The sequence below is a fragment of the Nocardia sp. Tas62D01 genome (genome assembly GCF_055232035.1).
The window spans coordinates 1,779,058-1,792,663 of sequence record NZ_JBUYUZ010000001.1 but is presented as its reverse complement, the minus strand read 5'-3'; the positions used below and the strand labels follow the sequence as shown (position 1 = coordinate 1,792,663).

The 13,606-nt window shown below is 64.9% G+C and carries 17 protein-coding genes and 3 pseudogenes; 9 read left to right on the top strand and 11 right to left on the bottom strand.

Annotated elements, in window-relative coordinates:
* Positions 1–36: 36 nt before the first annotated feature.
* Positions 37–453, bottom strand: a complete 417-nt coding sequence (locus ACV7NQ_RS08685) for a winged helix-turn-helix transcriptional regulator (RefSeq protein WP_463359146.1) — start codon at positions 451–453, stop codon at positions 37–39.
* A 408-nt stretch (positions 454–861) separates the two neighbouring features.
* Here ACV7NQ_RS08685 and ACV7NQ_RS08680 point away from each other — a divergent pair.
* The 5 genes and pseudogenes from ACV7NQ_RS08680 to ACV7NQ_RS08660 all read left to right on the top strand — a co-directional run.
* Positions 862–1,062: pseudogene (locus ACV7NQ_RS08680) on the top strand (flavin reductase family protein); the annotation flags it as partial.
* 90 nt (positions 1,063–1,152) lie between these two features.
* Positions 1,153–1,428 (top strand): type II toxin-antitoxin system Phd/YefM family antitoxin, encoded by a 276-nt coding sequence (locus ACV7NQ_RS08675; protein ID WP_463359145.1) that lies wholly within the window; start codon positions 1,153–1,155, stop codon positions 1,426–1,428.
* Positions 1,425–1,829: a PIN domain-containing protein gene (locus ACV7NQ_RS08670; RefSeq protein WP_463359144.1), complete on the top strand. Its 405-nt coding sequence runs from the start codon at positions 1,425–1,427 to the stop codon at positions 1,827–1,829. The genes ACV7NQ_RS08675 and ACV7NQ_RS08670 overlap by 4 nt, the downstream gene beginning before the upstream one ends.
* 171 nt (positions 1,830–2,000) lie before the next feature.
* A complete protein-coding gene (locus ACV7NQ_RS08665; protein ID WP_463359143.1) occupies positions 2,001–2,234 on the top strand; it encodes a DUF433 domain-containing protein in 234 nt (77 codons plus the stop codon).
* Positions 2,231–2,614 carry a DUF5615 family PIN-like protein gene (locus ACV7NQ_RS08660; RefSeq protein ID WP_463359142.1) on the top strand — a complete coding sequence of 128 codons (384 nt, stop codon included), beginning with the start codon at positions 2,231–2,233 and terminating at the stop codon, positions 2,612–2,614. Before ACV7NQ_RS08665 ends, ACV7NQ_RS08660 begins: the two co-directional genes overlap by 4 nt.
* A 71-nt stretch (positions 2,615–2,685) precedes the next feature.
* Here the strand turns inward: ACV7NQ_RS08660 and ACV7NQ_RS08655 are convergent, their stop codons facing one another.
* From ACV7NQ_RS08655 to ACV7NQ_RS08640, 4 genes and pseudogenes are all read right to left on the bottom strand, one after another.
* Positions 2,686–3,072, bottom strand: a complete 387-nt coding sequence (locus ACV7NQ_RS08655; protein ID WP_463359141.1) for a roadblock/LC7 domain-containing protein — start codon at positions 3,070–3,072, stop codon at positions 2,686–2,688.
* Positions 3,069–3,929, bottom strand: a complete 861-nt coding sequence (locus ACV7NQ_RS08650) for a hypothetical protein (RefSeq protein ID WP_463359140.1) — start codon at positions 3,927–3,929, stop codon at positions 3,069–3,071. The genes ACV7NQ_RS08655 and ACV7NQ_RS08650 overlap by 4 nt, the downstream gene beginning before the upstream one ends.
* Positions 3,926–4,327: a hypothetical protein gene (locus ACV7NQ_RS08645; RefSeq protein WP_463359139.1), complete on the bottom strand. Its 402-nt coding sequence runs from the start codon at positions 4,325–4,327 to the stop codon at positions 3,926–3,928. The genes ACV7NQ_RS08650 and ACV7NQ_RS08645 overlap by 4 nt, the downstream gene beginning before the upstream one ends.
* 253 nt (positions 4,328–4,580) lie before the next feature.
* Positions 4,581–5,099: pseudogene (locus tag ACV7NQ_RS08640) on the bottom strand (4-hydroxy-2-oxovalerate aldolase); the annotation flags it as partial.
* 11 nt (positions 5,100–5,110) lie between these two features.
* Between ACV7NQ_RS08640 and ACV7NQ_RS08635 the strand changes: the two are divergent.
* On the top strand, positions 5,111–5,290 hold the full coding sequence (locus tag ACV7NQ_RS08635) for a hypothetical protein (protein ID WP_463359138.1): 180 nt from the start codon (positions 5,111–5,113) through the stop codon (positions 5,288–5,290).
* A 54-nt stretch (positions 5,291–5,344) separates the two neighbouring features.
* On the opposite strand, the gene tnpC is transcribed toward ACV7NQ_RS08635, so the two are convergent.
* Both tnpC and ACV7NQ_RS08625 read right to left on the bottom strand, forming a co-directional pair.
* Positions 5,345–6,835, bottom strand: a complete 1,491-nt coding sequence (gene tnpC / locus ACV7NQ_RS08630; RefSeq protein WP_463365536.1) for an IS66 family transposase — start codon at positions 6,833–6,835, stop codon at positions 5,345–5,347.
* A 751-nt stretch (positions 6,836–7,586) separates the two neighbouring features.
* Entirely contained in the window at positions 7,587–7,739 is a 153-nt protein-coding gene (locus tag ACV7NQ_RS08625) for a hypothetical protein (protein ID WP_463359137.1), read from the bottom strand.
* Positions 7,740–8,172: 433 nt separating this feature from the next.
* On the opposite strand from ACV7NQ_RS08625, the gene ACV7NQ_RS08620 reads away from it, so the two are divergent.
* Positions 8,173–8,487 (top strand): hypothetical protein, encoded by a 315-nt coding sequence (locus ACV7NQ_RS08620; protein WP_463359136.1) that lies wholly within the window; start codon positions 8,173–8,175, stop codon positions 8,485–8,487.
* 105 nt (positions 8,488–8,592) lie between these two features.
* Here ACV7NQ_RS08620 and ACV7NQ_RS08615 read toward each other — a convergent pair.
* Together ACV7NQ_RS08615 and ACV7NQ_RS08610 are read right to left on the bottom strand one after the other, a co-directional pair.
* Positions 8,593–9,762 (bottom strand): annotated as a pseudogene (locus ACV7NQ_RS08615) (acyl-CoA dehydrogenase family protein); the annotation flags it as partial.
* Positions 9,756–10,811, bottom strand: a complete 1,056-nt coding sequence (locus ACV7NQ_RS08610) for an acyl-CoA dehydrogenase family protein (RefSeq protein ID WP_463359135.1) — start codon at positions 10,809–10,811, stop codon at positions 9,756–9,758. The pseudogene ACV7NQ_RS08615 and the gene ACV7NQ_RS08610, both read right to left, overlap by 7 nt.
* Before the next feature lie 391 nt (positions 10,812–11,202).
* Here ACV7NQ_RS08610 and ACV7NQ_RS08605 point away from each other — a divergent pair, with 391 nt between their 5' ends.
* Entirely contained in the window at positions 11,203–11,448 is a 246-nt protein-coding gene (locus ACV7NQ_RS08605) for a hypothetical protein (protein WP_463366100.1), read from the top strand.
* On the opposite strand, the gene ACV7NQ_RS08600 is transcribed toward ACV7NQ_RS08605, so the two are convergent.
* Positions 11,449–12,444, bottom strand: a complete 996-nt coding sequence (locus ACV7NQ_RS08600) for a hypothetical protein (protein ID WP_463359134.1) — start codon at positions 12,442–12,444, stop codon at positions 11,449–11,451. It abuts the gene before it with no gap.
* A gap of 120 nt (positions 12,445–12,564) precedes the next feature.
* A complete protein-coding gene (locus ACV7NQ_RS08595; protein ID WP_463359133.1) occupies positions 12,565–12,807 on the bottom strand; it encodes an IPT/TIG domain-containing protein in 243 nt (80 codons plus the stop codon).
* 509 nt (positions 12,808–13,316) lie between these two features.
* Between ACV7NQ_RS08595 and ACV7NQ_RS08590 the strand changes: the two genes are divergently transcribed.
* Positions 13,317–13,439, top strand: coding sequence for a hypothetical protein (locus ACV7NQ_RS08590; RefSeq protein ID WP_463359132.1), 123 nt, complete (start codon positions 13,317–13,319; stop codon positions 13,437–13,439).
* Positions 13,440–13,606 lie beyond the last annotated feature (167 nt).

The following is a 13,606-nucleotide window of genomic DNA, read 5'->3' as shown; positions in this document are numbered from 1 at the left end:
ACGGATTTCAGTGTGTTCGGAGCTGGGTCACGCGGTCTATCCCGTTGTTTCGTGCCCGCGCTCGGCAGCTGCTTCGTGATAGGCGGTGGTCAGTTCCGCAAGCACTCCAGCTGCAGGTATCGACGATTCGGCCAGGTGAGTGGCGCGGAGCTCGGCCATGAATCGTTCCCACAGCGGGGGACCGCCGGCGGCCAGTAGTTCGGCGCGCACCGTCAGTTCCGGTGCCGTGTCCAACCAGCATGCACCCCACGCGCCCAGCTGGGCCATCACCGGGATGAGCGGGATCGCCGCCTCGGTGAGACGGTATTCGACCTTCTGGCGGTGGCTCGGGTCGTCGTCGCGGGTGAGCAGGCCCGCGTCGACGAGTTTCGCGAGGCGGCCGGCCAGGATGTTCGACGCGATGCCCTCGATGGCCGCGGCGAGCAGTTCGCGAAAGTGGGTGTTGCCTCTCATCGACACGATGCATATTGCCGTTGCACCAGTCGAACTCGGCCGCGGCGAAAGGTTGTGGGTGAGTCCCGACGAACTGGTCGACCGTTTTCATTTGGAGCTGATCCCGAGCCCGAGTGGGGTGGTGCATCACTTTTTCTGGCGACGGTGATGGTGGCGGCAGCTTCGCGCAGCAGTCACCGACGAGACCGGATAACTCGGTGACGGCACCCAAGGGTTGCAACACTGGAAAAACGTCCGGTGGCCGCCGCCAGGCACTGTCATGCCGCTGGGCGAGCGACATCAGCGGCGTTCCGATCGCACACACGAACGGGCCGCGAACGGTTGGTGTACCGTTCGCGGCCCGCGTCATTCGGCCGCTCAGGCGGAGACTGTCGCCTTCTCCCGCTGGAGTTCCAGCGCGATGTCGATGAGCTGGTCGTCGACGGCGGCGACCACTACATCGTGATCGGCCGCGTGCAGGCCCTCCCCGAGACGACGACCACCGGCCGCCCCCTCCTGTTCTACCGCGGTCAGTACACCGCCATCGAGCCCGAAAAAACCACCCTCGCCCCTTGGCGCGCCGACCTCGAACACTTCCTCACCACGACGACGCTGGACACCTGGTTGTAGGGACAGCCAGGCTGGTTGGTGGTTTCGCCACGTCAGCAGCCCACGTAGCCTGATGTAGCCCACTGTGCTACAAAAGGCTACAATCGCCCTATGAAGGTGATCACGCAGCGGGAGTTCCGCAATAACTCAGCGGCGGTCATGAATGCGGTCGAGGCCGGGGAGACGTTTCGCGTCACCCGCAATGGGGTCGAGGTTGCCGAGGTACGACCGGTCGGCCGACAGCGCCGCCGTACCGCCGAAGAACTCGTGGAACGGCATCGCAAACTTCCGCGCGTCGACTACGCCCGAATGCGGCAAGAGGCCGACGAATTCTTCGGAACGGACGATCGCGTCGGGGACGCCGATGCTTGGGGATCGCGTTCGTGAGCGAGCGACGCGCATCGGGCGTGCTCGACACCTGCACCTACATCGACCTGTATGCACTCGATCCGGCGGCCCTACCCCAGTTACCTGAGATCACGGCGATCACGCTAGCCGAGTTGCACCAAGGCGTTGCGATGGCGAAGGACACCGCCACACGTGCGGCACGATCGGAGCAACTCGGCGCTGCCATCGTGGATTTCGAACCACTGCCGTTCGATGAGGACGCCGCGACACGCTACGGCACTCTGGTCGCCCTCACCCTGGTCGCGAAGCGCGACCCGCGGCCCCGCCGGATGGACTTGCTCATCGCTGCAATTGCATCCTCCCGAGGGCTGCCGCTGTTTACCCGCAACGGTGAGGACTTCCGCGGCCTCGAAAGCATGCTCGATATAGTCGTGCTGTGAGCCGCAAGTCCGGTAACCGTCGGCAATCGCTTCCTATAGCCCGACGAGGTGGCCATCAGGTTCATGTGGTGCTCGAAGCAGCGGGCGCGGGCCAAGGCGGTCGCCTCGAGGAGGCCGGGTCGTCCAGTGGCAGTACGCACAACCTCGAGTGTCAGTGGATACAGTAGAGACATGTCGCTACTCGGCCGTATCACCACGGACCCCGAAATCTGCCACGGCAAGCCCGTGGTGCGGGGTTTGCGGTACCCGGTCGAAATGCTGCTGGAGCTGCTCGCCTCGGGGATGCAGGCCGATGAGATCCTGGGCGACTATCCCGACCTCGAACATGAGGACATCCTGGCAGCCCTCGAGTACGCTGCCGCGGTGACCGCGCAACGCACCACCATCCCCTTCCACGCCGCGTGAAGTTCGTCGTCGACGCCCAGCTCCCTCGCCAGCTCGCCGCGTTGTTGGCGACCGCTGGTCACGATGCTGTGCACACCCGCGACTTCCCGCTCGGAAATCGCACTACCGATCGTCAGATCGCGATGCGCGCAGATCGCGAAGAACGCGTGGTCATTACCAAAGACCGCGACTTCTGGATCAGCCACATCCTCCACAGGTCCCCGCGATCGGTACTCATTGTGGCGACGGGCAACATCACCAATGCCGCACTGCTGGAACTCTGCACCGCCCATCTCGACGAAATCGTTCTCCTACTGGGCACTTGCGCTGTAGTGGAATTGGGTCGTGACAGGCTGATCGGGCACGCTGATCAGGACTCGGATACCGGGGAGCCGATCTGAACCATGTCGATGTCGATCGGCAGCACAGCTGGACAGAATGGGCACGAAGATCAGGGGCAGGGGAGTCGTTGTCATGATCGCCCCGCCGCACCTCGTTCCGCGGCGAACATGTCCGAAGGCTTCCGCATGCTGTCCATGAGAGATATATAGTTTCCGTTGGTGCCGTTCACCACGACCTCACGGAAACCACCGCCGTGCGCGGTAGTGACCAGCCGGTGCGACAGCGACAGCTGCGCGGCGGACAGCGCGGCCATTCCGTTGGGCTCGATGTCCTGGGGCAGATCGTGTGCGACGAGCAGCCCATCGCTGGTCGCGACCAGCGCACCGGTCAGCCCCGGAACGCGATCGCGCAGTGCCGTGAGCTCCGCCAGCACGATCACATTCGGTTCGGGTCCAGACATCGTCACCTTGGTCAACCTTCCCATCAGTTCGCCGAGCCGTCTCTTCCGCGCGGTCACGCTAGCTCCTCCAAAGCCGCCCGTAACCGGACGAGCAAGTCTGAGTCGACCGGTTCCCAACGGTCGGGGACGAGAACCGGCACAGCCGACCGCGCGCGGCGCCGGGCCAGCCGCCCCGGCTCGTTGATCACCGCAGGCTCGGCGACCACCGCAGGCTCGTTGATCACTGTCGGCTCGGTGACCGCCGCAGGCTCAGTGATCACCGGCTCGGCATTCGCGATCGGGCCGGGCTCCCCGACGGGTGGTTCGATCAGGCCCGCCGCGGTCAGGTCCCGCACTGCCACCAAACAGCCGTAGGTGGTGCGGCCGAGGTCGCGGGCGATTTCCGCTACGCTGCGCCGGGCGTCGACGGCGGCAAGCACCTCGACCTGGCCGCCGGTGAGCACCACACGCCGTCGCCTGGCACGACGGACGGGCACGACAGGTATGCGATCGACCAATTCCGCAGGCCACGGCCCGGCCTCCGGACCGCCGCGCCGCGCGCACTCGTGCATGAGCGCACGAGGCGCGATGTGACAGACCGGGGCGAGCCAGTGGGGCGGCGCGGGCCGGAACTCGGGAATTGCGGGCGAGGCCAGCAGGAAGTAGGCGGCGTCGAACACCGACAACAACGCCAGGGTTTCCAGCCGGGGACGTCCCAGCACCTGGCCGGGATCTCCGGCGTCGGCGCGCCGCCAGTCCTCGGCGGTCGCCACACCCGCCTCCACGACCAGCCGGTCCAATCCGATTGTGCGGCGGCAGTCCGCGGATGCGATCGTACCTTCGGCGAGATGAAACGCGCCATCGCCCGCGTGCAGTACGCCGGTGGATCCCTCAGCTCCCAGCCGCTCTAGTGCGACCGCGAGCTCAATGCTCATGACCCATGACCCTCGTCTGCGAATTCGGTGAGGATGCCCCAGAGCTGGTGGCGCGCCATCGCCAGATTTCCCGTGTCGTCATCGAACAGACTGTGCACGAACAGCCGGCCGTCGAAGTCGCCGTTTACGAGATTCAGCAGGTGGAATCCACGGGGCCTGCAGACGATGATCTCGGTGACGTCGTCGCCGTCGCGACCGCTCGCCAGTGCCGGACAGCCGAGCACCGCGCGGACTACGTCGGTGGTGGCTGCGGCGTCCTCGTGCTGGTCCACCAGGTCGTGCCGACCGTTTGCGGCGATCGCCAGACCGCTCGCACCGTCCACCAACGTCACGCTACGCGCGCCAGGAATGTCCGTAATGCGCTTGAGGCAGCCGTCAATACCGAACACCGTTGCCACCGCTTCTTCTTGGGGGGTTAGCGGGTCCCGACGCTACAGGACATCTGGCGCAGACGCACGGCAAATATCGGAAAAAGTTCCGGTAAAAGCGTTTGCCCTGGAAAAAGGCATGAATGCCCGGCGGGTCCGGCGGGAGCGCCGGGCACGTGACCGTTTAGCACACATCGAGTGACGTGCGTGCCGTCCCGTTCGGCGCTGATCCACACGCGGGGCGGCCGGTAGCGAGGTGGCCGCTTTGAGCAAGCTGACACGATCAGGTGGAGACTGTTGCCTTCTCGCGGTGGAGTTCGAGGGCGATGTCGATGAGTTGGTCTTCTTGGCCGCCGACGAGCTTGCGTTTTGCCTGCGCGGTCGAGCATTTCGGCGGCGGAGACGCCGTAACGCTCTGCCTGACGTTCAGCGTGCTCGAGAAAGCTGGAGTACACCCCGGCGTAGCCCATCATCAGGGCTTGGCGGTCGAGCAGGCACTCCTGTGGCATAGGGGGCGGACCACGTCTTCGGCGGCGTCGGCGATGGCGAAGAAATCGATGCCGGTCTTGATGCCGAGCTTGTCGCATACGCCGACCAGCGCTTCGACGAGGGTGTTGCCCGCGCCAGCGCCAAAACGGCGTGCGCTGCCGTCGATGTGGACCGCACCGGCTCGAATCGCGTAGACCGAGTTCGCGACGGCGAGGTCGAGGTTTTCATGACCGTGGAACCCGACCTGGGCGTCATTGCTGAGCTCGGCGACCAGGGCGGCGACGCGGTTGGAAACCTGTTCCAAGACGAGGGCTGGCGAATGCCGTGCCTTCCTCCTCGCCAGCCTCGGGCATCCCGACAGTGCTAGACCTCGACAAGGTCTCGCTCGGCCCCCGCGAATGGGACCTCATTCAACTCACAGTCGACTACGCCGACTTCGATCGCGTCTCCGAGAACGAATACCGTTCCTTCGTCTCCGCTTACGGCGGACACGACGTCACGTAGCTATTCACCTGGGGTGGTGAGGTTTTCGGTGGTCGGTGTGGTATGCGTGCGTGGTTATGGGGCGGCTGCGGGTGTGAGGGCAGGCGGTAGCCACGGACCGGTGGTGAACAGTTGGGTGAGGGCGTCGAGTTTGTCGAGGCCCCATTTATGGGCGGTGTCGAGGTAGGAAGTGACGATCGCGAAGTCGGTGATTCCCTGCAGGGTTCGCCATGCTCCACCACTGGTTCGTTGCTGTATTTTGACTGGTCGGAGCGTTCTTTCGGCTTCGTTGTTCGAAAACGGGACGGTCAGGTCGGTCGCGAACCGCAAGATCATGTCTTCGTAGCGGGTGAACCGGGCCACCAGCTTGCGGGCGTCGGCGGCCAAGGTAGTTTTCCGGTCACGGTTGTCGTCGCGGCCCAGCCCGATCGCACCGGCGTAGGCGCGGCGGATCCCGGTGAGGGTGTCGGCGTCGAGAGCCGATGCCTCAGCGGCGCGGGCCCGGCCAGCGGCGGTGTGGGCGTCGAGCAGGCAGTCGATCATCGCTTTCGCCCATACCTGCCCGGCTGGATCGGCATCGTGGATCGACCGCAAGTCGCGCAGCAGGTGCGCACCGCACCACGCGTGGGCCGCTTTGAGGTGCGCGTACCCGGCGTAGCCGTCGCGGACCAGTACCCCGGTGAACTCGCCGAGCACACCACCGGCATCAATATCGTCGGCGGAGCGGCCACCGACGTGCATCAACGTCAGATAGTCGGTGCAGGCGACGTGCACGTACTTCAACTCCGCGGCGGCGCGGCCGGTGGTTTCGTCGGCATGCAACACCGGCGCGGTGGCCAGCAGAGTTCGCATGTGGACGGAGAACTGTCGTTCCAGCAGCCGCGCGGCGCGGCCACGCACCCCTGCCAGCCAGCCGGTCGAAATATCGAGGCCGCACAGTGCGACGAACAGATCCCGGCTCCGCCCGATCGGTAGGTAATGCCCGCAGGTCAGCAACGCCGCCCGGGCCAGAGCCACCGGCCCGATCCGCACCGGCGACCCCGCCGCCGCGATCACCGCGACATGCTCGGGTGCCGCATCGGCCCAGTCACCGGCAGTCACTGTCCCGCACCCGCATTCGCGGGCGATACGCCGATACTCGGTGATCACCGGCGCCGCCGCCGGTGCCGTGTCCACGACCTGGCGGCGTTCGCAGGCGACCTCGGCGGCACCGTCGAGCGAACACGAACACCCCTGGCAGCGGGGCGGTTCCAACCGGATCGTGTGGTTCGGGTCATCGTGCAGTGGCCGCGACGTGCCTGCCGAGCCTTTCTGCTTACCCGCCGACCGCCCCGACCGGGTCCGCGACGACCGCTTCTTGGCCGGTTTCTTGTCATAGGGCGAGTCCGACCCCGACGACCACCCCGAGTTCGACGAATCCGCAGCCAACCGCCGCTCCAGCACTGCGATCCGATCCGCCTGCGCCGCAGCCTGTTCGGACTGCGACCCCACCAGCGCCTTCAACTCTGTGTTCTCCGAACCCAACTCCACATTCGCGGCCCGCAACTCCGCATTCGCGGCCCGCAACTCCGCGTTCTCGGCCAGCACCACCCTCACCTGCGCCGTCAACTCGGCCACCCGCTCAACGAGCTGCTCAACCGACGACGCTCCAGACACCCCGCCACTATGCCCGACAGGCCATCACAATCCAACCGACACGCCATCAAACCCCAAGGGGGACAGCTGAATAGCTACGACGTCACCTCCTGGCCCCTTTTCCGACTGCTAGCCGATATCCAAGAGTTGTGATGGGTCGGGTTTGCAGTGGCACAATCGGAGGGCGACCGCGCCGCCACCCAACACGCGAAGCATAGGATCGAATGCCTGCGAGAGCATGTGCCTCGTCCCTGGACGTGGACCGCGCTCCGAGTCCGGGCCTATACGAGGCCAGCCCGAAATCTCAGAATCTAGAAAAGACCGGACTACCGCATCAGCTGAAACGTCCGCTATGCCGATTGTTGTGCCGACTAGGCACACGCCTGCTGGATTCCCACGCCCCCGAATCGAATTCAGCGCCAAGATCGTCTCGGTCAAAAGTCGGCCGGCTCCAAGGCTGAGCCCCAGCGCTTGTTGATCTTGTGCCGTGATGTCGAGAATGGTGGGGAAGGCGGTCGCTGCGGGTGTGCGGCCGACGCGGCTCCAGATGACGTACTCGACGCGGGCCGGTGCGTCGGTGACCTCGAGGTGGTCACGCCGGTGGGCTGAGGCACGTAGGCGGCGAGCATGGCGATGCCGAGACCCTGTCCGACCAGTCGAGCCATCATGGAGTCTGCGGTGGTCACTTCGAAGGCGACGTCACGGCCGAGACCAGCGGCTGCGAAGGCTTGGTCGGATTGAACACGTCCGGCTGGTCTTTCGCGAACCAGGTCGCAACTTTTTTTGCGAACGCCTGCATCTTCAACTCCGCGTTCTCCGCACGCAACCGCTCCAACTCGGCCCGCTCCGAATCTGGCGGACCAATTGTTCGAGGCGGGCCGAGCCGAGCCGGCGGGTGCGGGCCAGATCGCCGTCCACAGCCCGGCCCGTGTTCTCCACCAACTGTGCCGGGCTTCATTGCGTTCCAAGGCATCTCGCTGGAGTTCCGTGCAACGAGGCTGGGCGGCGGGGAGATTCGGCACGTGTCTCCCCGCACCCCCGCGCATCGTCAAGTCCGCCAAGCTGTCCCGGTCGAGGATGGTCACGGCTGTGCGAGTGCTGGGGGTCGTTACCGCAAGGTCAAATCATGACATCAGCCGCTGTCGACAGCGTACGATGTCAATGCTGAACCTGACTCGACAAGTCCATGCGACACCGCCCCAAGAGCTGGCAGCCGTGAGCATGGAGATGCCCGCGCCGATCCAGCGACCACACAGACGGAAGTAGGAATGAAGGCGAAACCCCCGGCGCTGGGATACCTCCGCAAAGACGTGTCCGGAGTGGCCCAGGTGTGGGACGAAACTCAGATACGAAGTTTGGCGAAACGGCTCGGCTACGAGTTATCCAAGACCGTGACCTTCACTGCCAGTACGCACCATCCGGTGGGCAGACTGTTGAGTGTCGTCCGAAACCTGGACGTCGATGCGGTCATAGCGCCGAGTTTGCAACACTTCGACGGTGCGTTGCCGGACGAGTTGGTGCAGGTGTGCGACCTGATAACGGTGAGACCGGAGAACACATTCGCCCGATGGGCTCGGCTGTAGCCGGCGCGAACGGCTTACCGCACTCGGCGCCGCCTATGACGAACATCAGGCGTTCCGACCTCCTTCAGCGCTCGCGGCTTGACTCCTAACTTCGTGAGATGTCTGTCTCGGTGCGCGCGGCAGCTTCAGCCCGGCGGTAGCGATCAGTTCGCGCATGATCTCGTTGACACCGCCGCCGCCGTAGGTCACCACCAGGTTCTGCTTGGTGCGCCGATCCAGCCAGACCAGCAAGTCGGCGGTCTCGGGCTCGGCGGGATCGCCGTAGCAGCCGACGATCTCCTCCGCGAGCAGGCCCGCCTCCTGCAGCGCCTCGGTGGAGAACACCTTCGTGGCCGCGGCATCCGCGATGACGCCCGCGGGATCGCTGGCCTCATTTTCCGAGATCGCGGCGACCTGCCAGTTGAGCAGCTCGTTGAGCCGGACCATGGCGTGCATGCGGCCCAGCGATCGCCGCACGTCGGCCTCACCCAACGCTCCTCGCCGGTGCGCCCACTCGCGCACCCGGTCGTAGAGCTGCTCGATCTTGCCGGACGGGCCCAGGCTCACCCGCTCGTGGTTGAGCTGGGTGGTGATCAGCTTCCAGCCGCCGTTCTCCTCGCCGACGAGCATGTTCGCGGGCACCCGGACGTTGTCGAAATACGCCGCGTTGATGTGATGGGCGCCGTCGCAGGTGATGATCGGCATCCACGAGTAGCCCGGATCCGTGGTGTCCACGATCAGGATCGTGATGCCGTGGTGCAGGGACTCGACCGTGCCGGTGCGGCAGGCCAGCCACACGTAGTCGGCCTCGTGCGCGCCGGTGGTGAAGATCTTCTGCCCATTGACGACCCAGTCGCCGCTCGCGTCGCGCACCGCGCTGGTCCGCAGCGCCGCCAGGTCGGTCCCGGCCTCCGGCTCGGAGTTGCCGATGGCGAAATGCGCATCGCCGGACAGAATCGCGGGCAGAAACTTCTGCTTCTGCTCCTCGGTGCCGAACTGCTGCAGAGTAGGTCCGACCGTCATCAGCGTCACCAGCGGCAGCGGCACATCGGCCCGGGCCGCCTCGTTGTAGAAGATCTGCTGTTCGACCGGCCCGAAGCCCTGCCCGCCGAACTTCTTCGGCCAGCCCACACAGAGCCGGCCGTCGCGGCCCATGCGCCGCACCACCGCGCGGTAGGCGTCGCCGTACCGGTTCACCGCCATCTCGGCTTCCTCGTCAGGAGTGACGAGATCGGCGAAGTACGAACGCAATTCATCGCGTAGCCGGCGCTGTTCGACGGTTAGGTCGATTAGCAACTGGCCCCCAATTGACCCAGCCGGAACGACGCGCCACCGAGCCAGCGGGCGATGTCCTTGGCCTGTGAGTAGTAGCGATGCAGTGGATGGGTCATGTCCACACCGATGCCGCCGTGCAGGTGATGGCACTTCTGCATGGCCGTGGGCAGCGCCGAGGCGACCTCGTAGGCCAGCACCTCGAGGTCGTCGTCGACGCGCTCGCGATGCTCGGGGCTGTCGTCCTCTTGCGCCAGCGCCCAATTCGCCGACAGCGTGATCGCGTGCAGGGTGCGTGAGATGACGTAGATGTCGGCGATCAGCTGGGACGCCGCCTGAAATTGCGCGAGGGGCCGTCCGAACTGATGCTGGGTGCGCACATGTTCGGCGGTCAGCGTCAGCACGCCCTTCAACAGCCCATCGGCCACCGAACCGATCGATGCCAGCGCCAACCGGTGCAGTTCCGGGATACCGCCGGGCAACAGTTGCTCTGCCGGGATCACCACATCGTTGAAATACAGCGAGAATTCCGGCACTCCGGTCGAGGACGGGCTCTTGACGCGGCCGATACCCGGCACCTCCGCATCCACGACGGCGAGCCCGGAATCGGTCGGCACCAGAATCCACCCGGCCAGGTCCGCGTATGGCACGCCGACCTTGTGACCGCTGATCCGTACTGTGCCGCCATCGGTGACCGCGGTGGTCTCCGGCTTCACGGCGAACGGCGCACCCGGTTCGTTGAGCGCCGCGGTGAGCACCGCACCCTCGGCGACGGCCGGAAACACCTTCTCTGCCAAGGCCTCCGGGGCGATTCGCACCAGCGGCAGCACCCCGAAGCCGAGCGTCGCCAGCGCCGGCACCTGGACGGCGTCGGTGGCTAACTCTGTCAACATGGCGGAGACCTCGAGCAGTCCCAGACCCTCTCCGCCGTAGCGTTCCGGCAGGGCCACCGACAGCAACCCGCTGCCGATGATCTGGGGCCACAGCGCGATATCGCGGGCGCTATCACGTTCCAGCAAACTTACGACAACTTCAGCGACAGCATTCTGGCTGTCATCCCTGGTGAAGTCCAATTCAATGCTCCCGATCGAGGTGTGGACGGATGTACGACTCGCGCAGTAATCCGAGAACCCGCTCACGGGCAACAGTCAACAGGATTTCCTCGGCACCACCAGCAACCAATAAACAGTGCGTGAGCAGTAAGTTTTTCGCCACATTACGCTCCTGAGCGCCAGCAACACCGGTAGGCGCGTCGGCGAGTTAGGTGAGTTCGGCGAGTTCGGCGAGTTCGGCGAGCGCCTGCCGATGCCGCACCCCCCGTCAGTTGGCGGACGCTGCTCCGCGGGGCCGGGATCGGATCCGGAACATCAGAATCGCTTCTAGCAACAATTCGGCGACAGCTTCGTCAACAAGGGGTCGAGCCGGTCGATGGCGAGTGTGGCGCCCGGTCCTTCGGTGGGCACGATGGCGATCAATTCCTCGAGCGCCTCACTGATCCCGTTGCCGCCCATGGCAACCCGCTCCGACGAGCCGGATGACTGTCCCACCGATCACCGGCAGCTGCCCGATATGGGCGACCCAGGCGTGACGGTGAGTCAGCCTGGGATGCAATCGATCCGCGACCTGGACATGCTCGCGCACGCCTTCCTCGCCGGCACCGATCCAAAAGCCCACGCGGGCTGGGCAGAATCACAGTCGCCGAAATGCTGACTAATCAGTCGATTCGATCAGTAGATGCTCCAAGCTGGCCGTCGTGTCGGAGTATTTGCGTACGCCGATGACCGCGACGAACTCGCGATCGCTGGCACGCCGCTGCAGGACGCTCCAATAGTTGGCGAGATACCAACTCGGTCCGGTGGTGCCGCGCGGGCCCAAACCCGCGCAATATATCCAGTATCGGCCGGGGTGCAGATATGGACTCGGTCGCACCCGCGCGATGATGCCGATGTCGCGGTCGTCGCTCGAGCCATAGCGGCTTCCGTCGGTCAGCTCCAGATAGCGGCCGTTATCAGCGGCGCTGTCGCGGATGGTGAACAGCGGTCGCTCGGCGCTTTCGAGATACATACGTGTGCAGTCGTTGCTGGTGAGTCCGAAGCTGATGTACGGGCAGTCGCAGTGCGCAACGATGTCGCGGTCGCTCTGGACGTCGGTCGGAATGCTGGTGTGGCGTTGGAGAAGGGAGAATACGTACAGCAGTCCGCGAACATCGTTCTCCGGCAACGCGACCGGAACGTCGATGCGACGATGAGCAGGGAGTGCACCGGCCTCCTTCCCGAATATGTGCTGTCGGGGAATCTCCGCCGCCTGGAGTGCATCCATGTACGGCCCCGTCGGCTCGAACGTCGGGTAGACCAGAGTCGTTCCGTTGGTGGTCATCTCAGCCCCGAGGAACGCCTCGAGTTGGACGTCGGTGCCTGCAGGGCCTACCTCGTGCGATCGAGTTTCGGTTGGTGTCGAGTCGGCCATCTGAAACAATCCTTCGACCGTCCAGCCCGGAAACATCTTCTCGAGCACTCGGCGGTGATAGTCGCGGGGAAGCCCAATCATGCGGCCCGACAGCCACTGGTAGTACTGCGCCTTCGCCGGCCCATGACCTGGGGGAATCGGCGGGTCGAGCTGTGCGGCGCAGCTGTCGTACACGGCCAGGAAATACGGATAGCTTTTGAGATGCCGCTCCGCCAGCAGCATCTTCAGTACGGTCGCCAACGAAACCCCCTTACCCCTGCAGCCTCCGTCTGCGGCGGCGGAGACTCTGTTGCAATTCGCTCAACCGCAGCGAGACTGGGCCGTCAGCAATAGCCCGCCGACGGCCCAGCCCATCAGCCGTCAGATAAAGGTATAGGCGATGCCGTTACTGGTTCCTCCCGAGGTGATGACGGTGACCTGCACAGTTCCCGTCTCGTCAGGGGCGATCGCCATGATCTGAGTAGCAGAGTCGAGAGTGAAGGTGGTTGCGGTGGTACCGAACCGTGCGGTGGTGGGAACGGTGAACCCGATGCCGGTCACCGTGACACTGGTACCCCCCGTGGTGGGACCTGAGATCGGGGAGAGGGAAGTGATGGTAGGCATGGTGCTGCCTCCTTGTTGCTGTGATGATTATTCCTCTGCACCCTGGGGTGCCCGACTCCTTTGAGGCCCGGCTCTTTCCATTAACACCCTGGACCGGTTGCTGGGCAATGCCTCTGCCGATCCGTTTTCGTCCGTTTTCGGATTCTTGCCGAGTGTCGAAGACATAGATACTCCGCCCGCCCGGCCCGCAACCTCCTACGCTCCTGAGGTTTCCGATCCGCCTGGATCTTGAAGCCCATCGCACTGTCCACTGAACTGAGGTGTTGCGACGACTCGGAACCTGAGTGCCTGTCCCGCTGCGGGTTTTCGTCGGTGAGGTATCACTGTCGGTGGGGAGGTGCCTGATGTCAGTCGCCGATGACCACGGTGACCGCCCAGCGGGGCGTTCAGTGTTCACCAACTCGCCCCTGCCTCTGGTCGACGCCGAGAAGGCCCACTGAGCCTGAATCCACTGGTTCAATTGCGGTGCGGCAGGGTGTCGTAACGAAGGAAGTGCTCTTTGAACTGGGATGATCGGAGTTGCTGAGCCGATCATGTGGGTTGGAAAGGGCTGGATCTCCGACGCCGAGATCGCCGAACCGGTTGCGTTGGCTTCCAAAACCGCCCACGGCACCACGGCACGGCACGGCTGATCGCGCCGAGTCCGCCGCCACCACAGCCCCGACGACGGTCAGGGCGGGTTGTTCCCCGGCCGGCGCTACCACACCATCTTCACCGACAGCCCCTTCGGCCTGGGCCAGGCCGATTCGCAGCACCGGCAGACGCGATCATCGAACAACACTTCGCCGACCTCATCGAC